Raw genomic sequence first — 20,972 nt, 5'->3', positions numbered from 1 at the left:
GCGGTTCGACGAACCAGCCAGACCCTCGCATCGGAGCCGGTATGACCCCTGTCAGCAGCCCGCAACACGTCCGTGTGTCCGTCCGGGACGCAGTGGCCACCGTCGTCCTGGACCGCCCGCCCGCGAATGCCTTCGATCCCGGGCTCATCGCCGAACTGCGCACCGCCCTGGAGCCGCTCGCGGTGGACCCCGAGGTGCGGTGCCTGGTCGTGCGCGGTACCGGCCGGTTCTTCGTCGCGGGCGCTGATATCCGCGTGATGCGTGACCTGACCGAGGAAACACAGCGGGCGATGCGGCCGTGGATCGATATCGCGCGGTTGCTGGAAACCGCGCCGAAGCCGGTGCTGGCGGCGATCAACGGTCATGCGCTCGGCGGCGGCGCGGAACTGACCCTGGCCTGCGATATGCGGGTGATGACCGAATCGGCGACCATCGGCTTCCCGGAGATCGACCTCGGCCTGTTCCCCGGCGCGGGCGGCAGTCAGCGCCTGCCCCGGCTGCTCGGCACGCACCGGGCGAAATTGCTCATGCTCGAGGGCACCCGGCTGCCCGCCGCGGAAGCACTGCGCATCGGGCTGGTGGACGAAGTCGTCGCGGACGCGCGCTTCGACGACCGGATCGGCGAGCTCGCCGCCGCCTTCGCCGCCAAACCGACCCGGACCGTCGGACTGCTCAAACGCGTTGTCGAACAGGGCCGCGACCTGCCCCTCGACGACGCGCTGAACCTCGAATTCGACGCCGTCCTCGAACTCGTCCGCACCGACGACGCGGCCGAAGGGCTGCAGGCGTTCCTCGACAAACGTGCCCCGTCGTTCAGCGGACGCTGAACCGGCCCGAAGGAGTCATGATGAATTTCCGGAACCTGCGGCGCGGGATCGTCGCTGTTGCCGCGCTCGCCACGGTGGCCCTGGCGGGAACTGCCTGTACCCGGCCCGCGACCCAGCAGGCCGGCGCCTCCGGGGCGATCCGGATCTCGGTCGGGGTGGATCCGTCCTACGCGCCGTTCTTCCTCGCCGAGCAAGAGGGCATGTTCGAGGCGGCCGGTCTCGATGTCCGGATCGTCCAGACCGAGGGCGGCGCGGCCTCGGCCCAGAATGTGGTCGCGGGAACCTCGGAGATGTCCGGCAACGCCGACTCCACCGCGCTGACCGTGATGGCCGCCAACCCCAGTCTGCGCGCCCTCGGGGTGTACGAGGAGTCGACGCGGTACTTCCAGGTGGTGGTGCGCGAGGGGATCGATCCGAAGTCCATCCGGAAGATCGGCGTGTTTCCCGGGATCGGCCTGTACTTCACCGATCTCTACCTGATGAGCCTCGGGCTGGATCCGGCCACTGTCGAACACATCACCACCGGCCCGCCCGAACAGCCCGCGCTGCTGGGCCGCGGCGATATCGACGCGTTCGTCTCGTTCGACCCCTGGGTCGGGCAGGCGGTCGCAGGCGGCGGCCGCGTGGTGGCCACCAGTGGCGATTTCGGCGCCAAGTACACGCAATGGCTGGTGGCGTCCGAAGGGTGGCTGGCCGCCAACGAGAAGGTCGCGGTCGAGGTGTTCGATGTGCTGGCCGATGCCGCGGCCATCGTCGACGCCGATCCGGACCGTGCCGCGCGGGCGGTGTCCGCGTCGATCCGGCTGGATCCGACCGAGGCCCGGCGCACCGTGGACCAGATCGATTTCGGCGCGCGCGATTTCACCGACGAGGATATCGCCCGGGCCGAGGATCTGGTCACGTTCTTCCGTGCGCAGGGCAAGATCGGCGGCGCCGTGGATACCGGCCTGGTATTGCGCCGGGGCTGGCTGACCGAGCACGTCCTGGGCGCGCCCGCCTGATATCGCCGACCCGGTTCACCCGATGCGCGGGCGCACCGGGTGAACCGGCACGCATTACGAGATCGCCGAAGAACGGAGCAATCATGGTCGAGTCCGCCGTCCGGGTCGTGGAGTTGTCCACCCCTTTCACCCGCTTCGCGGGCCGGGTTCTCGTCGGGCTCGGCTACGAGGTGATCCTGGTCGAACCGGTCGCCGGGGACCCCGCCCGCGCCGATACCGACGGCCGTTCGTTCGCGCACTGGCACGCCGGGAAGAAATCGGTCGTGCTGGACCTGGACACCGATACCGGCCGCGACGCGCTCGCGCGCCTGGTGAACACCGCGGATATCCTGCTCGACGGCAGCCCACCGGGAGCCGAACCCGTCAGCCCGGAACCCGGCCCACTCGTCCACATCCGGGTGACCCCGTTCGGGCTGGACGGCCCCCGCGCCGACTGGGCGGCCACCGATCTCACCGTCGCCGCGCTGGGCGGCATGCTGGCCCAGGTCGGCGATCCCGGCGGCCCACCGCTCGCGCTGCCGGAGAACCAGGCCGAACAGCTCACCGGCGTGAACGCGGCGATCGGCGCACTGCTGGGGTTGCGGGCCCGGCGCCACGGCCCGGTCCCGGTCGTCGATATCTCCGCCCAGGAGTGTGTCGCCGCGAGCCTCGAGGCCGGTACGCTCGCCTACCTGCACGAGGACCGGGTACCGCCGCGCCCGGGCCGAGTCCATCCGCTGGTCCCGCACGGCCTCTTCCAGGCCGCCGACGGTTATGTGGGCGGCGGGCTCGGCGGGAGTCCCCGGATGTGGGACGCCCTGCTCGAATGGCTGGTGCAGGAGAACGCCGCGGACGATCTGACCGACCCACGCTGGGCAGATCCGGTGGAACGCACACTTCATCAGGACCACATCTTCGAGGTGCTCCGGCGATTTCTCGCGAAATGGCCCAAGCAGGAATTCGCGGTGGCCGCGCAGGACCGGAAACTACCCTGGTCGGCGGTCGATCGACCGGACGAACTGCTGTTCAACCCGCAACTCAACGACCGTGACTTCTTCCTCGACGTGGTCGATGATGGTGCCGCGTCCCGGGACCTCGGTTTCGGTTTCGCCTTCCCGGAGGGCGCCCGGATCCGCGAACTCGCGGTCGCACGGCCCGGCGAACACCAGCACCTCGTGCCCGCCAGGGCGTCGACGGCCGCGGCCACCGACTCCGGTGCCGTGCCGACCGGCGCCACTGCATCCGATGTCGCGATCGGGCAGTTGCCCTTGGCCGGCCTGCGCGTACTCGACCTCACCTGGGTGCTGGCCGGGCCCTACTGCACCCGCATCCTGGCCGATCACGGCGCAGATGTGGTGAAGGTGGAATCGCTGGGCCGGCCGGACCCGACCCGCTTCGCACCGTTCATGCACCTGTCCCGGGGTGGGCACGACGATCCGGACACCAGCGGCTATTTCAACGACGTCAACCGCAACAAACGCAGCATCACCCTGGACACCCGCTCCCCCGAGGGGCTCGAGGTGCTCGCCGACCTGCTCGCACACAGCGATGTGGTGGTCGAGAACTTCAGCTCCACCGTGATGACGCGGATGGGTTTCGGCTACGACCGGCTGCGCGAGCTACGGCCCGATATCGTCTACGTCTCCATGTCCGGTACCGGGCACACCGGTCCGCGCAGCGGATGGGTGTCCTACGCCGACATCGTCTCGGCGGCCACCGGTCTGACCGCGCTGACCGGGTGGAATGCCGACGAGGTGGTCGGCGTCATCTACGGTCACGGCGATATCGTCGCCGGATTGCAGGCCGCGACCGCGGTGCTGGCGGCCCTCGAATACCGCGACCGCACCGGCCGCGGCCAGCACATCGATCTGTCCCAGCTCGAGGCGATGGCGTCACATATGGGCACCAGCGTGCTGCGCTCGACCGCCTCCGGGCGCCCCTGTGTACCGATCGGCAATGCCCACCCCACCATGGCACCGCACGGTGTGTACCGCTGCCTGGGCCCCGACCGCTGGTGCGCGATCGCGGTGCGTGACGACGCCGACTGGCGGCGGCTGTGCGCGGTGATCGATCGCCCGGAGTGGGCCGGCGACCCCCGGTTCGGCACCGCCGCGGCGCGCCGGGCGGCGGCGGCCACCATCGACGCGGCGATCACCGCGTGGACGGCGGTGCTGCCGGTGGAAGTGGTCGCCGAACGATTGCAGCGCGCGGGTGTGCCGGCGGGGCCGGTGCGGACCGGGCGCGACCTGGTGGAGGACGATCCGCAACTGCGCGCCCGCGAATATTATGTGCGCGGCGTCCATCCGAAGGTCGGTCCCGTACTCCACGAGGGCGCACCCGTCCGCGTGGGCGGCCCGGCGGCGGTACGCCGCGCCGCGCCGCTGCTGGGCGCCGATACCGATACCGTGCTCCGCGATATCGCGGGGTACTCGTCCGACACCATCGAGCGGCTGCGCGCCCGCGGTGTCCTGAGCTGACCGCGCGCCGATACCCACACCACCCGTTACAGAGGAGAGACCATGCGTGCCGCCCGACTCCACGAATTCGGCGCAGACCCGGTCATCGACGATCTCGACGTACCCGTACGGGAACCCGGGCAGACCCTGGTCCGTGTCGATGCCGCCGCACTCGGCCATCTCGATCTGACCGTCGCGAGCGGCACCTTCGACGTCCGCCCGGACCTGCCACATATCGGTGGCACCGATGGGGCGGGCACCGTGGTCGAATCGGATACCTTCGCGCCCGGGACCCGGGTGCTGATCCGCGGCGGCGGTATCGGATTGTTCAAGAACGGCTGCTGGGCCGAGTATCTGGCCGCGGCCGACAAGGTCTTCACCCCGTACGACTCCGCGCTCGACCCCACGGTGGCGGCCACGTTCTTCCTGCCGAGCACCACGGGATACGTCGCGGTGCACGATATCGCCCGGGTGGCCGCGGGCGAGCGGGTGATCGTCTCCGGCGCCTCCGGAGCCGTCGGTGCGATGGCGGCGCAGTTCGCGCTGGCGGCGGGGGCGGCCGAGGTGATCGGAGTGGTGCCGCGGCCGGATCAGGCCGAGCTGCTTCCGCCCGGGGTGCGTCCGGTGGTCGGGCGGGGCGCGGAGGTCGCGGCGGCGCTGGGCACCGAGCCCGTGGCCGAGGTGCTCATCGATACCCTCGGCGGCGATCTGCTGCCCGTCCTGCTGCGGCGTATCGCGCCCGGCGGCCGGGCCGCCCTCATCGGCTACACGCTGGGGACCGAACTCGCGATCGACCTGCCGAACTGGCTGCTCGCCGATGTGGCGCTGCTGCCGGTCAATATGATCCGCAAAGCCGCCCGGCAGGTCGAGCTGGCCCCGGAGCTGATCGCCATGCTGGTGGCCGGCGAGGTCCGGCTGGCCGTCCAGCCCTTCCCGCTCGACGAGATCGCCGGCGCGCTGCGGGCCATGCGGGAAGGAAAGGTCACCGGGCGCGCGGTCGTTACTCCCTGAGTGTGTGCCATGACAGCTTCCGCACCCGGTTCGTTGCCGACGGACCCGACCATCCCCGCGCTGCTACGCGACCGGGCCGATCGCCGCGGCGATCACCTCGCGCTGCGGGCGGGTCCGATCACGCTGACCTACCGGGAGCTCGCGGGCCGGGTCGCGGCCGTGGCGGGGTCGCTGGCAGAGCAGGGTGTCCGGGCTGGGGACCCGGTGGCCGTGCTGTCGCGCAACCGCATCGAACTCGTCGATCTCCTGCTGGGCTGCGCCTGGCTGGGTGCGGTGGCCGTACCGCTGAACATCGCGCTGCGCGGTGACTCCCTGGCCCATGTGCTGACCTCCTCCGGCGCCCGATATCTGCTGCTCGAGGCCGAATTCGCCGGCCGGGTCGCCGAAACCGGATACGACGGCACCACCCGCGTGATCGGCACCGCTACGGCGCCCGGCCCGCACGGCCGACCCCGCCCGGCCGCCGCGGTGTCGGCGCTCGACCCGGCGGCGGTCCTGTTCACCTCCGGCACCACCGGCCTGCCCAAAGGTGTGCGCTGCCCGCACGCGCAATTCCTGTGGTGGGGTCACGGCGTCGGCGCCTCCCTGGACCTCGGCCCCGACGATGTGCTCTACAACGGTCTGCCCCTCTTCCACACCAATGCGATCGGCGCCGTCTTCCAGGCATTCGTCGCCGGGGCCACCTTCGTCCTCGGCGAGCACTTCTCGGTGCGGGAACACTGGCGGCGGGTGGCCGACGCCGACGCGACGGTGATCTATCTGCTCGGCGCGATGGTCGCCATGCTCGCCGGACGGCCGCCGAGTGAACTCGATCGCGCGCACCGGGCCACCCGCGCACTCGCCCCCGCCACCCCGGCACACCTCTGCGAGCCGTTCCGGGAACGGTTCGGGATCGAGCTCATCGACGGATTCGGCAGCACCGAGACCAATCTCGTACTCGGCAGTCTGCCCGGCGCGCGCCGGGCCGGTTACCTGGGCACGGTCATGCCCGGCTACGAGGCGGCGGTCGTCGACGAGGCGGGCACACCGGTGGCCGACGGAATCGCGGGCGAGCTCGTCGTACGCACCGAGCACCCCGGCGCCTTCGCGCTGGGGTATCTCGGGGAGCCCGTTCCCGGGCCCGCGGCGTGGCGGCGCACGGGCGACCGGGTGGTGCGGGAACCCGACGGGTGGTTCCGCTTCGTCGACCGCATCAAGGATGTCATTCGCCGGCGCGGGGAGAACATCTCGTCGGTGCAGGTCGAGCAGGTGTTGGCACGGCATCCGGGGATCGCTCAGGTCGCCGTGTTCCCGGTACCGTCGGAGCTGGCCGAGGACGAGGTCATGGCCGCCGTGGTCCCCCGGCCGGGAGAATCGGTCGACCCGGCGGCGCTGCGCCGGTTCGCCTCGGCCCATCTGGCCGGCTTCGCCCTGCCGCGCTATATCGATGTGGTCGCCGAGCTACCGCTCACCGAGACCGGCAAGGTCCGCAAGGCCGAACTGCGCACCCGCGGAGTGGGCGCGAACACCTGGACGGCCGAACCGAACATCCACTGACCGACGCATCGGTCACCGATCGGTCCGGTCCCGTGCGGTGCCGCGGGATCACCTACCGCACCCGTTGAGGGAGCACAGCGCCGGGGTACACATCGCCGCACTGTCCGGTGAACTGTGGTGACATCGCATCGCCTGCAGGGCCCGGCTGATGCCCACTCCCGCGGTGCGCAACGCACCGGTCACCCGGCTGACATTGAGCCGGGCGGTGGGACCGGTGACCGACAGCGCGCCCGCGATGGTCTGGGGACCGGTGAACACGGGCACCGCGACGCTCATGTAGCCGAGCCGGGTCTCCTCCACCTCCACCGCGACCTGTTCCCGGCGCATCCGCTCGAGTTGCTGCCGCAGCACCGACACCGACATGGTGGTGCGCGAGGTGAGTGCGGTGAAACCCTGTTCGACCACCTCGGCGAACACCGATTGCGGCGAGAAGGCCAGGATGATCTTGCCGGTGGCCGTGCAGTACAGCGGCAACCGGCCCGCGACCCGCGACTGCTGTTGCAGACCGCGGTGTCCGACGATCTTCTCGATGTAGAGCACGTCGATCCCGTCGCGTACCGCGAAATGCACGGTCTCCTGCGTCGCGATCAGCAGATCCTCCATATAGGGCAGGGCCGCGTCCCGCAGGATCCGCTGCCGGGGCACCAGCTGACCGAGTTCGAACAGGCGCAGGCCGAGCCGGTACTTGGTACCGGACCGCTCCAGCAACCCCCATTCGACCAGCTCACCGGCGAGCCGGTGCACGGAAGCCTTCGCCACGCCGCTGCGCCGCGCCAATTCGGTGAGCGCGAGGTCACGATGCTCGTTGTCGAAAGCGTCCAGGATCATCCGCGCCTTGCTGAGTACCGACGGCATCTCGGTGCCCTGGGCCGCGGCCGGTTGGAGGGATAGATCCGGGCCGAACTCGGCCGGTCGGGGTGCGGCTGCCGTCATGCTGACCTCCTGGCGCCTTACCGGCGCCCTCCGCCGAGGGCCCGGACGGCGAAAACTCGCCGGACTCGTAACGCTAGCGCAGCACACCAGCGACCTGCATCACACCGGGTCCGCTCAGCGGACCCGGTTCATCGTCACGTTCTCGCGGAGGAAGCGGCGCACCGCGGCGGCGACCGGGATCGCCTCGCGCTCGATCAGCGCCACCGTGCCGTCCGCGAAGACCACCTCGTCCACCACGGCGGCACCGGTCAGCCGGGCGCGCAGGACCGGCAGATTGCGGATGGAGAAGGGGTCGGCCCCCGCGCCCAGCAGCAGTACCGGCGCGCGGACGGCGGCGATCCGGTCCTCCATCCGGTAGCGGGCGCACGCCCGATGCCCCTCGGCCGGGTCCAGCCCGAAGGTGAGCGCATCGTGCAGGAAGCGGTCCAGCAGGTCTGTTCCGGGCTGTGGATAGTAGGGGCGGCGCAGCTCCCACAGTGCCCGCAGATGTCCACCGTCCGGGGTCCGCTCGGCCCGGTCGACCGCGGGGCCGTCACCATGCGCGGCACGGTATGCGGCATCCGCCCACGGGCAGGACGACAGGATCGCCGCCGCGACCCGCTCGCGGTAGGCGACGGCCATCTCCAGTGCCACGGCGGCGCCGGTGTGATGCCCCAGGACCGCGGCCACGGGGATCTCCAACGCGTCCAGCAGCGCCCGGGCGCCGGCGGCGAACGCCTCGATGGTCTGCGGCGCCGGCAGTGCCGCGCTCGCCCCGAACCCGACCATATCCATCGCGATCACCCGGTGGTCGGTGGCGAGCAGGGGCAGCAGTTCGCGGAACTCGTCCCAGGAGCGCGGCGTCTGATGCAGCAGCAACAGGGCGGGCCCGGTGCCCTGCTCGGCATAGTGCAGCTGCCCGAACGCGGTGTCGGCGTACCCGAAGCGAAGGCCCATCAGTACTCCGCGATCATGGGGGTGTCCACGCCGATCACATCGATCTTCGCCGCGCCCCCGGGATTGCCGACCGGCTCGTCACGACCGGGCAGGACCTCGGCGAAGAATCGCAGCGCGTCCTGTTTGAATTCGGGGTCGGCCTTACGGTCCACGGTGATCGCCTCCACCGGGCAGGCCAGTTCACAGGCCCCGCAGTCGATGCATTCGACCGGATTGATGTACAGCTTGCGGCCGCCTTCGTAGATGCAGTCGACCGGGCACTCCTCCATACAGGAGCGGTCCATGGTGTCGATGCACGCTTCACCGATGACGAATGGCATATCAGTTCTCCTGTTCGGTGGAGTGGCCGGGGAAGATATCGGCGTCGGGATCGAGTGCGGCGGCGGCGTTGTTGACGGCGGTGGCCGCCTCACCGAAACCCACCGCGATCAGCCGGACCTTGCCCGGATAGTCGGTGATGTCACCGGCCGCGTAGACGCGCGGGACGGTGGTCCGCATGCGGGTGTCGACGATGATGTGCCGGGACTCGATGCGCATACCCCACTCGGTCATGGGCCCGAGGTCGGCGGTGAAACCGAGCGCGGCGATGACGGACTGGGCCGGCACGGTGGTGGTGGTCTTGTCGACCCGGTGGTGGATCTCGACCTCGGAGATCCAGCCGTTGCCCCGCACCGCGGCCACATCGGCATTCACCAGCATGCGCACGCCGCTGTCCCGGACGCGGGCCACCGTGGCGGCGTGGGCGCGGAACTTGTCGCGCCGGTGCACCAGGGTCACCGAAGCCGCGATGGGTTCGAGGTGGACCGCCCAGTCGAAGGCGCTGTCGCCGCCGCCGACGATGACGACATCGCGGCCGGCATGCACGGACAGGTCGGGGACGAAGTAGCTGAGGCCACGGTCCAGGAAATCGAGCCCCTTGACGAGCGGGCGCGGGGTGAACGTCCCGATACCCCCGGTGACGACGACAGCGCCGGCGGTGACGGTGCGCCCGGTACTCGTTCCGACCACCACCCGGCTGTCGGCCGCGTGAACCAGGGTCTGTGCCTGCTCCCCCAGCAGATACACCGGGTCGTACGGCGCGGCCTGGGCCAGCAGCCGGTCGATCAGCTCCCGGCCCTTCACCGCCGGGAACCCCGCGATATCGAGAATCTCCTTCTCCGGGTACATCGCGCTCACCTGTCCGCCGGGTTCGGACAGCGCGTCCATCACCGCGACCCGCAGTCCGCGGAAGCCCGCGTAATAGGCGGCGAACAGTCCGGCCGGTCCGGCACCGACGACGAGGATGTCGACCTCGCGGGCGGTGCCGGTCGACGCGTGGGGCGATTCGTTCATACCGTGCACGCTAAGAGCGTTGCGACACAGGAGGAATGAAAACGGTCCGGTGAACAGACCCGGTTCACCGGGCGGGCGAGGCGTCCTCGGGCACGACGAATGGCGGGTTCTTCGGTAGTGACTACCGAAGAACCCGCCGCGCGCGGCCGGTGTTCAGCCGACCCGGGCACCCTCGTCGAACCCGGGCCGGGCCCGGCCGATCGGTTCCGGTGCCACCGGCAACCGGACGGCACGTACCGATATCGGCCGCCCGCCGCTACTTGACGCCGTAGCGCCCGAGGAACCTGGCCGAGACCAGGCGCAGCACTCGATCGAAAGCGAAACCCATGATGCCGAGCACGATGATGCCCACGAACGTCCAGTCGATCCGCCCGTAGTTGCGGGCCTGCCAGATCATCGAGCCGAGGCCGTGCTCGGAGGCCACGATCTCGGCGGACACGATGGTCAGGAAGCTGTTGCCCATGGCCAGCCGGGCGCCGGTGACGATCCCCGGCACCGACGACGGCAGCACCACGGTCTGCATGATCTGCAACCGCCCGGCGCCGAGATTTGTCGCCGCCTGCAGTTTGTTCTCGCTGATGGAGACGGTGGCGGCGATCGTGCTCACGGTGACGATGAAGACCGAGGTGTAGAAGATCAGCACCACCTTGGAGGTCTCGCCGATCCCGAACCACACCACCGCCAGCGTCACGAACGCGATGGGCGGAATGAACCGGAAGAATTCGATATAGGGGTCGAGCAACTGCCGGACCAGGTTGAACCGGCCCATCAGGATGCCGATCGGGGCACCGACCACGACACCCAGGCTCCAGCCGAGCAGGATGCGCTGGCCCGAGGCGACAACCGAGGTCCACAGGACACCGCTGTCGGCGAGTTCCCCCGCGGCCTTCCATACTTCGCCCGGGGAGGCGATCGTGGTCGGGCCGTACCACCAGGCCAGGAACGACCAGACGGCCAGCCCGATGAGTGCCGAGGCGATCCACAGCGCGCCGGTGCGCAGGATGCCGTTGCGGGCGCCGGCGCGCCGCGCCGGTACCGCGCGGGCGCCGCGCGGCGCCCGGATCTCCGCCACCGCGGTCATGCCTTCTCCTCCTCGACACCCCGGACGCCGCCGAGGTCCTCTTCTTCTTCCAGACCTTGATTGCGTAGCGACGCCACCACCTCGGCGCGGATATCGTCGCGCAACCGCTCGTACAGTGCGATGACCTCGGGGTTGGCCCGGTCCCGTGGCCGCGGCGCGTCCACCTCGTAGACGCTCTTGATACGGGCCCGCGGGCCCGCCGTCATCACCACCACGCGATCGGCCAGGGTGAGCGCCTCGTCGATATCGTGGGTGACGAACACGACGGTGCATCCGGTGTGCCGCCAGATCCTGTCCAGTTCGGTCTGCAATACCTGGCGGGTCTGCGCGTCCAGCGCGCCGAACGGTTCGTCCATCAGGACGAGCGAGGGCTGGTTGGCCAGCACGCGCGCGATCTGTACCCGCTGGCGCATACCACCGGAGAGCTGGGCGGGGAATTTCGAGCCCGCGTGCGGGAGACCGACCATGCCGAGGTATTCGGCCGCGATCCGCGCCTGCTCCGCCTTCTTCGCGCCGTGCATCCGGGGCCCGTAGGCGACGTTCTGCGCGACGGTCATCCATTCGAACAGCGCCTCGGAACTCTGGAAGACCATCCCGGCGTGCGGATTGCTTCCCCCCACCTCGTCGCCGTCGCAGACGATGCCGCCCGCGGTCGGCCGGACGAACCCGGCCATGGCCGACAGCAGCGTCGATTTCCCGCATCCGCTCGGACCGAGCAGGCAGACGAATTCACCGGGCCGCACCGCGAGATCGATTCCGGCGACGATCTCGGCGGACCCGAAATTGATGTCCAGGTCCCGGATCCGCACCGGTACACCCTTGTCCGGGGCGCCGGTGGCGGGCTCGGCGGCAGAGGTGGTCACGGTCATTTCTTCTCCTCCTTGTACCAATCGAGCAGCATGGCCGACCGCAGGTCGGGCTGCTCGGAGAGGACGCCGATGTCCTGATAGAAATCGACGATCGTCTGCGCCGAGGCGATATCGTCCGCGCCGAGGTTCGTGACCTCGAAATCGATTTCACCGACTGCGGCCACGGTCTGTTTCTCGTCCACATTGACCGCCGCCTTGGTGGCCGCCGCGGCGAGCGCGGGATCCTGTTCCACCCGCGCGCTGGCCGCCGCGAGCACCTGCGCGAACTGCTGGGCCTGCTCCGGGTTGGCGGTCAGCCAGGGTTGCGTCGAGAGCGCCCAGTGGTGATAGAACCAGTCGTAATCGCCGGTGACCGCGACCACGCGCCCGGTGCCCTGGGCCACCGCGGTGCTCGGCCACGGCTCCCACAGCACATAGCCGTCGATATCACCGCGGGCGAGCAACGCCGGCATATCACTGGGCGTGGCCGAGATCATTTCGACCGAGCCGGCGGGTACCCCATTGGCCCGCAGGTACTTGTCGGTCGAGATCTGGCCCAGCCCGGGCACCACGCCGACCTTCCGGAGATCGGCGGGGCCGGCGATACCGTTGCGCAGGACCACCTTGATGTAGTCACCGGATGCCTCGTAGGCGAACATGGCCCGTAGTGACGGGTTCTGCCGGAGCTGGGAGATCGTGGTGGTGTCGGAACTGCCCGCCAGCTGGACCTGGCCACTGGCCAGGGCGTCGACCGCTTCCCCGCCCCGGCCGAACTGCACGAGTTCGACGTCCAGCCCCGCGTCCTGGAACATGCCCTCCCGGTCCGCGAGGAAGAACGCCGCGAACGAGGCGTCGATACCCACCGCGACCCGGATCGGCCCGCTCCCGTTCGTCGCCGTATCCCGGGTCGCCGGCCTGGTGCAGGCTCCGAGCGCGATCGCGAGTGCCACCGCGAGTACCGCCAGGACCACCTTGCCCGGTCTGGATCGCCACGCCATATCTGTACCTCGCTCTGTGATCTGGACCGCATTCGCGGTGCCATGGACAGGGAACCTATCCGCTATCCGGGAGCACACGAACGAACGCGGTCCGCCGTACGGACCGGGACTTCGGCGGTGCGGTAACCCGCAAACCCGCCGGAATCGGCAGCCCACTACGGATCTATTCCATGCGTGTGACCAGCATGTTTCCTGATCTTTGCCACGCGGTTGCTCAATAGCCGAAACTGCCCCGGACGCTGCCGGTGGGTGCCGGAGAGCCGCGGGGCGGTACCCGCCGAGCCGTACCCCGGGACCGCCGGAAGCCGGCCGCGCACGAGGCGCGACCGGCTTCCGGCGGTTCCGGGGCGAGCGATCAGGCGGCCGACTTCGCCCGCGCCGAGGCCTCGGCCAGGAATTCGAGACTGAGCGGGTTGTACTCGGCGGCCTTCTCGTGCTGCGGCCAGTGCCCGCACGCGGGGTAGAGCTGCAAGCGGGCGCCCGGGATATCGGCGGCCAGTTTCTCCGCCTCGGGGACGTCGCCGAACGGGTTCTCATGACCCCACACCACCAGGGTGGGCGCCGAGATCCGCGCCAGCCGATCCGGCCGGAGCAGGTTGCGCTGCCGCGTCTCCATATCCTGCAGGGACAGCAGGTTGCCGATATTGGCCACGAAATCGGGCTGATGGTAGATCCGGTGCCGGACCCGCACCAGCTCTTCGGTGGCGTCGTCGGCATCGTGCATCAGCAGGCGCAGGCGGGCCCGGGTCAGCTCGATATCGTCGGTTTCCACGGCTTTGATCGTCGAGGTGCGGATCCGCTCCATCACCTCCGGGTTGGCCACCGTGCCGCCCGCGGCGAGCAACTGCAGCGAGAGCACCCGCTCGGGATGGTCACTGGCCAGGTACGCCGCGACCCAGCCGCCCAGCGATTCACCGACCAGATGCACCTTCTCCAGGCCCGCGGCATCGAGGTAGTCGAGCAGATGGGTCACATAGCGGGGGATCTCGTACGGATAGTCGGGTTTGCCGGTGTAGCCGTGGCCGAGCATATCGATGGCGTGGCATTCGTACCGGTCCGCGTGCGCGACGATATTGCGGGCGAACGCCTCGAGGTGACCGCTGGTGCCGTGCAGGAAGACCACCGCCTCCGCACCGCTGCCGGCCTGTAGCGCCCGGGTCGGGATACCGGCGGCGTCGACGGTTTTCAGGGCGAAGTCCACACCGGTCAATTCGTGCCAGATCGTCATTGTCAATCCTTTTCGTGAAGTCGGGGGTCGAGCGGGGTCACCGTGCTGCGCGACGGTCAGCGGGCGGCCGGTTGCCGTGCCGGATCCAGTACGGCGACGCCCATCCCGGTGAGCCATTCCGGGACCACTTCGTAGGCCAGCCGCTCCCCCGGGATGTACTCCAGCATTGCGGCCATCATCAGCCAGGTGCGCAGTTCCTGGGCGCCGTTGCCCGCCGCGTCCTCGAGCTCGCCGGTTGTGTATCCGGCCAGTTCGGCGGCTTTACCGAGGGTGAACAATTCGAGGACCCGGTTGTCGAACTCCGGGGAGATCGCGGCCTCGGCGGCCCGGATGATCTGCCGCCGGCGGACGTCGTAGTCCGACCAGTTCTCCCGGCCGTCGAGCCAGGCCCGCACCATGAAGTCCTCGTCGTCGCCGTGCGGGTCACGCCAGTCCGGCCAGGGCAGCCGATGCGAGAGACCACCGGAGGCGATCACCACCACCCGCCGATCGTCCGGATAGGCAGCGACGGCGTCACGCAATGCCGCCGCGAGTTCCGCGCAGCGGGCGAATGTCGGCAGTGGCGGCGCGAAAACGTTCACCACCAAGGGCACGATGGGTACCTCGAGGCCGGCGAGCAGGTACTGGATGGCGTGCGATTGCCCGTGGTCGATCTGCAACCGCGCCGAGAAGGCCGGATCGAACCGGCCGCCCTCGACCAGCGTGTCGGCCAGATACCGGGCGAAGCCGATATCGACGTGTTGCGGGCCCGCGGGAGTACCCGACTCGCCGCTGGCGTGGCATTCGCCGACACCGAGGGTGAAGGACGGGATCAGATCCAGCCAGAATCCGCGGAAATGATTGGAGCCGAGCAGGATCACCACATCCGGGCGCGCGGCGGCGATCCGGTCGCGCGCGGTGTACAGGGCGTCGCGGAAGCGCTCCGCCTCCGCCTTGTGCGTCGTCTGCTCCCAGTGGGTGTTCATCAGGGTGCTGTGCGACGCGCCCACCCCCAGCACGATCTTCGCCATCAGTCGATTCCTACTTCCTCGAGTGTGCGGGTCGCGGTATCCACCGCGACCCGCACGAGATACCGGGTGAACCGCTGCGCGGCCCGCAGATCCACCGTGTTCATTCCTCTGGCGAAATCCACCTCGAACGGCGCGTCGGCGACCTTCGGCATTCCCACCCGCACGGTCGGGATTCCCCTACCGCGCAGGATGTTCGCGTCGGTCGCGCCACTGGCGTCGCGGATATCGCGGTGCGGTTGCCCTTCCGCCGCCTCCCAGGCCGCGATCGCACTGCGGCACAACCACATGCCGGGGTCCGACGATTCACCGGGTATCGCCAGGATCTGCGCCACGTCGATACGCGCGTCGAGGTCGGCGGCGATCTCGCGTACCGCGGCGAGCAATTCCCGTTTCGCGGCGGTCGGGGTGGTGCGCGGGCTCAGCCGCAGATCCACCATCATGCGGACCTGTTCCGGGGTGAACGAGGCGGTGCGCTGCCAGCCACCACGGATATTGGCGACCATCCCCTGCGGGAACACCAGCCCGTCCCGGTGCGCCCGGGAATATTCGGGAAACCACTCCTCGAGGCGCACCGCCACCACCCCGGCGAGCGCCACCGGATTCCGGTAGGGCAGCCGGTGCCGCGATCCCACGTAGGTGTGGGTGCCGTGGACGGTGATCTCGAACCACGTCAGCCCCACTTCTTCCCACGACACTGTCCATCCGGGTTTGGCGATGAGCGCGAAATCCGCCCACACCCCCTGTTCCAGGAGGAACGAGCAGCCCACGCCCTGGCCGGTGTTGTGCCGCGGATTGCCCACACCCGGGCGGGCATCGGTCGGCATACCGCCCGCCCCGAAGGCGGCGATCAGATCACCGGTCAGCGGGATACCGGCGGTATGGACGGCCTCGACCGCCGCCATCACACAGGCGGCGTGTCCCTTGGGATTCGAGGCCCCGAGACCCGTCACGTAGTCGCCGTCCAGTACCGCGTGCGGCCGCATATCCGGGCGCAGGCCGGCGCCGGCCCACGGAAGATCCTCCGCTTCGTTCCCACTGGTCACAGTGTCGATCGGGGCATAGAGCATGAGGTCGGGGCCGGTTCCTGCGCCGGGCAGCCGGGCCCACGAGTTCGCCTGCCGGTCGTCGAGTTCCATTGTGTGGGCTTCGATACCGGCGCCGGTGAACACTTCGGTGATGTGCCGGGCCAGCGGCGCCTCGTCGCCGGTCGGTGCGGCGATATCGACCAGGCCCGTGGTCACCTCGCGCAACCGGTCGTAATCAACCGCCGCCCAGGCTTTTTCGACCCATTCGCGGCGCTGCCCGTCGAGCCCGGCCAGGGGGTCGGCCGTCATCTCGGGGTGACCGAGTGGATCTGGGTGTTGTTGCGCGCGGCGAGATAACGCCAGCCGATCGGCGCGCCGACGGCCAGCAGTACCCCGGCCAGCACACCGCCACAGATCTTGCCCATGATGTCCTCCTTCGCTATTCCGCCGCGGCGGAGCCGGCGGTCCCGTTACCCGAGGCACCGTTCGACGTGGTCGATGCGGGTTTCTCCGCGGCCGAAGCCCGGGGACGACGTTCCCGGACCGGCCGGGCCGGTTTCGCCGGCTCGTGGGTCACGGCCTCGGCGATCCGGCCGGCGTATTCCTCTTCGGCGAGATTGCGCCACGCGGTGAGCGAGATATCGGGCCGGTAGAGCTTCTCCGGCGGCGCGTCGGTGACGCTCACCATCCACTCGTCCTGGCCGGAGAACTGGCCGTGGAAAAGCCAGCGGACAGCCCCCAGGTATTTCGCGTAGAAACCCAGCTTGCGGACACCGGTCACGAAGTTGACCATGAGCCCCACATAGTTGTGCCGCTCGTCATCCACCGGAACGTAGAACTCGTAGTGGATGAAATTCGGATAAGCGATGCGCAGCACGCCGGGCATGGACAGCGATGCGAAGCCCGGGAAGTTCTGCGCCTCGATCACCGGGTTCGTTCGCAGCCCGGCCCCGACATTGCCGATCTGGGAGATACGGCTCTCGTCGGGGTTCTTCTTCCACCAGCGTTTGTTGGTCCACGTCCCGACGCCGGGGAAATCGGCTTCCCAGTGCACCTCGTCCTGGACCCGGAAGATCCAGCGGCCCTCGGGCACTATCCGGGTGATGTTCCAGGTGGGCATGGGCTTGAACAACCGCCACAGCGCTGTGCGGTGCAGGTACTTCGCGTGCCCCTCATCGAAACCGTTCTCGCACGCGAAGCGCCAGTTCCCGCGGCGCGGCTGGATCCGGCCGCCCACGATGCCCGCGTTCTCCACCAGTTCGCGGGGCAACTGTTCGTCGATCGGCGGGGCCGGCTCGTTACCGATCGGGATGTACACCCACACCAGTCCCAGCCGTTCGGCCACCGGGTAGGTCTGCACCGACAGCTTGCCGCACACCTTCGAATCGGGCCCGTCGGTGATGACCGCGGCGAGCTTTCCGTCGGTCAGCCGGAAGGTCCAGCCGTGGTACGGGCAGCTGACCGTGCCCGGGAACTGCTGATCGCCCTCCGACAGTGGTACCCCGCGGTGGGGGCACCGGTCGTGCAGGGCATAGGCGGTACCCGCGTCGCGGATCAGGGCCAGCTTCTCGCCGCAGATCGTGTAGCTGCGGGGCTTTCCGGTGATGTGGTTCGACCACGTCACCGGATACCAGTAGCCGCGGTAGCCGCTGCCCGCCTTGTCGTAGTACGGCCAGGCCGTCCAATCCTGCCGCCCGGCCGCCCGCGCCCGCTCCGGGAGCGTGGGCCGGGTTTCCGGTGCCTCCACACCAGTCATATGCGTTCCTCTCGAAGCGAGATCGTCCGGTGCACCGATCTTCGGCCGGAGCGCGCCGCCGCCCAATGGATCGGGTTCGCTCAGCAGACCGGATCCGCGCCGAGCCGGACCACGGCCCGCCCCGCCGCGCAGAGGGTCCCCGTATCGTCGTGTTCCTCGAGGTGCAGGGTCACCGTGTCACCGGAGACGTCGCCGACCACACCGGTGACGGTGAGCGTGGCGCCCACGCCGGCGGGCGCCCGGTTCCGCCATTCCACCGACCGCACCGCCGCGGGATCACCCGCGAAGCGAGCGGCCGCGCGGAAGAACAGCGTGCCGTGCAGTTGTGCCATGACCACGGCGCCGTCGAGCCCTTCGGCACGGGCGGCCAGGGTGTCGTAGTGGATACGGTGCGCGTTGTGGGTGGCGGCGCCGAAACGCTGGACGCGCACCGGGTCGGTGCGCAGTGCGACCGGTGCGACGGCGTCCCCGGTACGCACCACGCGTGCGCCCGTCATCGGACGATGAACCCTTCGGTCACCGAGGCCAGCGGCCAGGCGCTGTCCGCCCGGTAGGTTTTCCGGATCGTGATCACGACGAACCGGCCGTCCGCCCGGCCCTTCCACTCGACCCGGTCAACCGTCCGCCGGACCTCGATCTCTTCCCCGAGCGGCGGCGGCCGGTGGAAGTCGATGCTCTGCCCACCCGCCAGGAGACGCACCTCCAGGCCGGCCGTGCCCGGTACTTCGCCGGCGAACATGCCGTCGGGGCGGTATTCGTCGTCCCGCGCACCCCACGGCCCGCGCAGCAGACTCGGCAGATAGAGCGGGTGAATCGCGAACGCGGGGTGATCGCTGTCGAGGTAGCGCGGATCGTCCTCCGCGCAGGCGCGCGCGAAGGCGATGGTCTCCGCGGCGCGCACCCGGCCCAGTTCCCGGCGTTCCACGGTGCCGAGCAGCGCCGTGGCCCGGGCATGGACCGTCTCCAGTTCGTCTGTCATGGGCCGACGCTAGGAAGCCCGGCACCACCCGGCAACAGGCCGGGACCGGCCAGCGGACCGCGGTACTTTGCCCCCGCGCCGGTTTCCGGTCAGGTGGGCGTATGGCATCTGCACCGAACAGCTTGTACGCCACGGCGTCCGGCGTCACCTTCCACTACCACGATCTGGGCGCGGGATCCCCGACCCTCTTCCTGCACGGTGGCGGCCCCGGCTGCACCGCGTGGTCGGACTTCGGCCCGGTGGCCCCGCTGTTCGCCCGCGATCGCCGCGCGATCCTGGTCGACCTGTTGCAGTACGGACGCTCGGACAAATGCACCATCACCGGCCCGATGTGGGATTTCCACGCCGCGAAAACGGTGGCCCTGCTGGACGAGCTGGCGATCGGCCGAGCGGATTTCGTCTGCAACTCCTGGGGCGGGACGATCGCGCTGAACCTCGCCGCCAAATACCCCGAGCGGGTGCGCTCGCTGGTGATCACCGGCAGTATGCCGGTCTTCTACGGACCGCTCGCGCCACTACCGGAAGGTGGCCGCCGCGGACGCAACGCCCGCGATGTCTATTACGGCGGGGAAGGCCCCACCCGGGAGAAGATGCGCGAGCTCATCACCCGCCTGGAATGGTTCGACGGCGCGCAACTGCCCGAGGAGACACTCGATATGCGCTATCGGCAGAGTCTCGACCCCGAGGAGATCGCGCTGGCGGCGCGTTCGGACAACCCGCGCGGTGACTGGCAGGACCTGACGGCCGAGCTCGGATCGATCCAGGCGCCCGTACTCTTCGCCTGGGGTATGCACGACGCGTTCCTGACCCCGGATTATCCGCTGATGCTGGCACGGATGATCCCGCACGGCCATCTCTATGTCATGGACCGGGCCTCGCACCATTTGCAGGAGGAACGCCCGTACGACTACTACAGCGTGGTCACCGGGTTCCTGAACCAGCAGCACCCGTGACCGCGGGCATTGTCGCCGCCGACGACGTTCCGACCGGTTCAGCGGATCGTGCCCGCCCCCGCGATAAGCGGTAGATCGAGAGGAGTGATCCAGCCGGGCGGCAGGTTGTTGACGGCCGGGACGGCGTTGAGCGCGCGCATACCGGTGGCCAGGCAGCCCGCGATCGCCGGGGTGCGGCCCGAACCGTCGGTGAAGCGGAACGAGGTCTCCTGCGAAATCGACGGGCTGCCGGCGATATCCACGCGGTAGACGTCGTCGCGGGTGCCCGCCGGCCAGTCCGGCGCGGCATCGTGACCGATCCGGTTGACGTGTTCGAGGGTGATCACCTCGCGGCCGCGGTGGATACCGTTGATGGTGAACCGGATAGCCGCGACCGTCCCCGCCCGGACGGTGCCCTTCGCCGACGGGCGGTCCACCGGGGTGACCCATTTGTCCCACGTGGTGGTGATGCTGTCCAGCCGGATCCCCGCGGCCTCGGCGATCATCGGCACGGTCGGTCCCCATGCCATGATCAGCAGATCGGGATGTTCGAGCAGGGCGGTGAATTCCGGCGGTTTCCCGATACCCATCTCGATTTCGTAGTCGCCCTCGTAATCGGTGTAGTCCAGCAATTCCGAGGCCCGCACCGACCGCACCTCACCGCACAGACCCATGAGGGTCATCGGGAACAGGTCATTGGCGAACCCGGGATCGATTCCCGTGGTAAAACAGGATGCCCCGCCGGCCATGCAGGCTTCGGTGATCGGGTCCCGCCAGGCGCGTGGTGTTTTGTCCATCGCGGGCCAGACCCAGGGTGTCATGGCGGTGGAGCACACATCGATACCGGCGCGCAGGAATGCCTCGATCACCCGGATGTTCTCGTCGGCGAACTGAGCGGTGGGTCCGTAGTGCACCACCGCGTCGGGACGCAGCGCGATGAGTTCGGCGATCGAATCCGTGGCCGTCACTCCGGTTTTCGGCGCGCCGCACAGGTCGCCGGCGTCGAGGCCGACCTTGGCCGGATTGCTCACCCCGACCCCGGCCAGTTCGAAGCGCGGGTGGCGCAGGATCTCGGCCAGCACCATCGATCCGACGGTCCCGGTC

The 20,972-nt window shown here is 69.4% G+C and carries 20 protein-coding genes; 6 read left to right on the top strand and 14 right to left on the bottom strand.

Annotated elements, in window-relative coordinates:
• The first annotated feature begins 41 nt into the window (after positions 1-41).
• The 5 genes from ON38_RS30135 (at position 42) to ON38_RS30115 (ending at position 6,810) form a co-directional block, all read left to right on the top strand.
• Positions 42-827, top strand: a complete 786-nt coding sequence (locus tag ON38_RS30135; RefSeq protein WP_039828471.1) for an enoyl-CoA hydratase/isomerase family protein — start codon at positions 42-44, stop codon at positions 825-827.
• A 17-nt stretch (positions 828-844) separates the two neighbouring features.
• Positions 845-1,828: an ABC transporter substrate-binding protein gene (locus tag ON38_RS30130; protein ID WP_085995518.1), complete on the top strand. Its 984-nt coding sequence runs from the start codon at positions 845-847 to the stop codon at positions 1,826-1,828.
• A gap of 83 nt (positions 1,829-1,911) precedes the next feature.
• Positions 1,912-4,284 carry a CaiB/BaiF CoA-transferase family protein gene (locus ON38_RS30125; protein ID WP_039828470.1) on the top strand — a complete coding sequence of 791 codons (2,373 nt, stop codon included), beginning with the start codon at positions 1,912-1,914 and terminating at the stop codon, positions 4,282-4,284.
• 42 nt (positions 4,285-4,326) lie between these two features.
• The gene (locus ON38_RS30120; protein ID WP_039828469.1) at positions 4,327-5,274 is read left to right on the top strand and encodes a quinone oxidoreductase family protein; all 948 of its coding nucleotides are present in this window, start codon (positions 4,327-4,329) and stop codon (positions 5,272-5,274) included.
• 9 nt (positions 5,275-5,283) lie between these two features.
• Complete coding sequence (locus tag ON38_RS30115) at positions 5,284-6,810, top strand: crotonobetainyl-CoA--carnitine CoA-transferase (RefSeq protein WP_039828468.1); 1,527 nt, start codon at positions 5,284-5,286, stop codon at positions 6,808-6,810.
• 48 nt (positions 6,811-6,858) lie between these two features.
• Here the strand turns inward: ON38_RS30115 and ON38_RS30110 are convergent, their stop codons facing one another.
• From ON38_RS30110 to ON38_RS30050, 13 genes are all read right to left on the bottom strand, one after another.
• Complete coding sequence (locus tag ON38_RS30110; RefSeq protein ID WP_039828467.1) at positions 6,859-7,743, bottom strand: IclR family transcriptional regulator; 885 nt, start codon at positions 7,741-7,743, stop codon at positions 6,859-6,861.
• Between the two features lie 114 nt (positions 7,744-7,857).
• On the bottom strand, positions 7,858-8,679 hold the full coding sequence (locus ON38_RS30105; RefSeq protein WP_039828466.1) for an alpha/beta fold hydrolase: 822 nt from the start codon (positions 8,677-8,679) through the stop codon (positions 7,858-7,860).
• A complete protein-coding gene (locus ON38_RS30100; RefSeq protein WP_039828465.1) occupies positions 8,679-8,999 on the bottom strand; it encodes a 4Fe-4S dicluster domain-containing protein in 321 nt (106 codons plus the stop codon). The genes ON38_RS30105 and ON38_RS30100 overlap by 1 nt, the downstream gene beginning before the upstream one ends.
• A gap of 1 nt (position 9,000) precedes the next feature.
• On the bottom strand, positions 9,001-10,011 hold the full coding sequence (locus ON38_RS30095; RefSeq protein WP_039828493.1) for an NAD(P)/FAD-dependent oxidoreductase: 1,011 nt from the start codon (positions 10,009-10,011) through the stop codon (positions 9,001-9,003).
• Between the two features lie 256 nt (positions 10,012-10,267).
• Positions 10,268-11,092: an ABC transporter permease gene (locus ON38_RS30090; RefSeq protein ID WP_039828464.1), complete on the bottom strand. Its 825-nt coding sequence runs from the start codon at positions 11,090-11,092 to the stop codon at positions 10,268-10,270.
• Positions 11,089-11,961 (bottom strand): ABC transporter ATP-binding protein, encoded by an 873-nt coding sequence (locus ON38_RS30085; protein WP_051165482.1) that lies wholly within the window; start codon positions 11,959-11,961, stop codon positions 11,089-11,091. The genes ON38_RS30090 and ON38_RS30085 overlap by 4 nt, the downstream gene beginning before the upstream one ends.
• On the bottom strand, positions 11,958-12,938 hold the full coding sequence (locus tag ON38_RS30080) for an ABC transporter substrate-binding protein (RefSeq protein WP_039828463.1): 981 nt from the start codon (positions 12,936-12,938) through the stop codon (positions 11,958-11,960). Before ON38_RS30080 ends, ON38_RS30085 begins: the two co-directional genes overlap by 4 nt.
• Before the next feature lie 355 nt (positions 12,939-13,293).
• Entirely contained in the window at positions 13,294-14,166 is an 873-nt protein-coding gene (locus ON38_RS30075; protein WP_039828462.1) for an alpha/beta fold hydrolase, read from the bottom strand.
• Positions 14,167-14,222: 56 nt separating this feature from the next.
• A complete protein-coding gene (locus tag ON38_RS30070) occupies positions 14,223-15,176 on the bottom strand; it encodes a DODA-type extradiol aromatic ring-opening family dioxygenase (RefSeq protein ID WP_039828461.1) in 954 nt (317 codons plus the stop codon).
• On the bottom strand, positions 15,176-16,510 hold the full coding sequence (locus ON38_RS30065) for a M20 family metallopeptidase (RefSeq protein WP_039828460.1): 1,335 nt from the start codon (positions 16,508-16,510) through the stop codon (positions 15,176-15,178). The genes ON38_RS30070 and ON38_RS30065 overlap by 1 nt, the downstream gene beginning before the upstream one ends.
• Before the next feature lie 130 nt (positions 16,511-16,640).
• Complete coding sequence (locus ON38_RS30060; protein WP_039828459.1) at positions 16,641-17,957, bottom strand: aromatic ring-hydroxylating oxygenase subunit alpha; 1,317 nt, start codon at positions 17,955-17,957, stop codon at positions 16,641-16,643.
• 80 nt (positions 17,958-18,037) lie between these two features.
• On the bottom strand, positions 18,038-18,454 hold the full coding sequence (locus ON38_RS30055; RefSeq protein WP_039828458.1) for a hotdog family protein: 417 nt from the start codon (positions 18,452-18,454) through the stop codon (positions 18,038-18,040).
• A complete protein-coding gene (locus tag ON38_RS30050) occupies positions 18,451-18,936 on the bottom strand; it encodes an FAS1-like dehydratase domain-containing protein (protein WP_039828457.1) in 486 nt (161 codons plus the stop codon). The genes ON38_RS30055 and ON38_RS30050 overlap by 4 nt, the downstream gene beginning before the upstream one ends.
• Before the next feature lie 101 nt (positions 18,937-19,037).
• On the opposite strand from ON38_RS30050, the gene ON38_RS30045 reads away from it, so the two are divergent.
• Complete coding sequence (locus ON38_RS30045) at positions 19,038-19,889, top strand: alpha/beta fold hydrolase (RefSeq protein WP_039828456.1); 852 nt, start codon at positions 19,038-19,040, stop codon at positions 19,887-19,889.
• Between the two features lie 38 nt (positions 19,890-19,927).
• Here ON38_RS30045 and ON38_RS30040 read toward each other — a convergent pair whose 3' ends face one another.
• Complete coding sequence (locus tag ON38_RS30040) at positions 19,928-20,953, bottom strand: NAD(P)H-dependent amine dehydrogenase family protein (protein ID WP_051165484.1); 1,026 nt, start codon at positions 20,951-20,953, stop codon at positions 19,928-19,930.
• Positions 20,954-20,972 lie beyond the last annotated feature (19 nt).

Source organism: Nocardia testacea NBRC 100365 (assembly GCF_000308775.1).
In the GTDB taxonomy this organism is placed as follows: Bacteria; Actinomycetota; Actinomycetes; order Mycobacteriales; family Mycobacteriaceae; genus Nocardia; species Nocardia testacea.
This window is presented reverse-complemented; position numbering and strand designations above follow the sequence as displayed.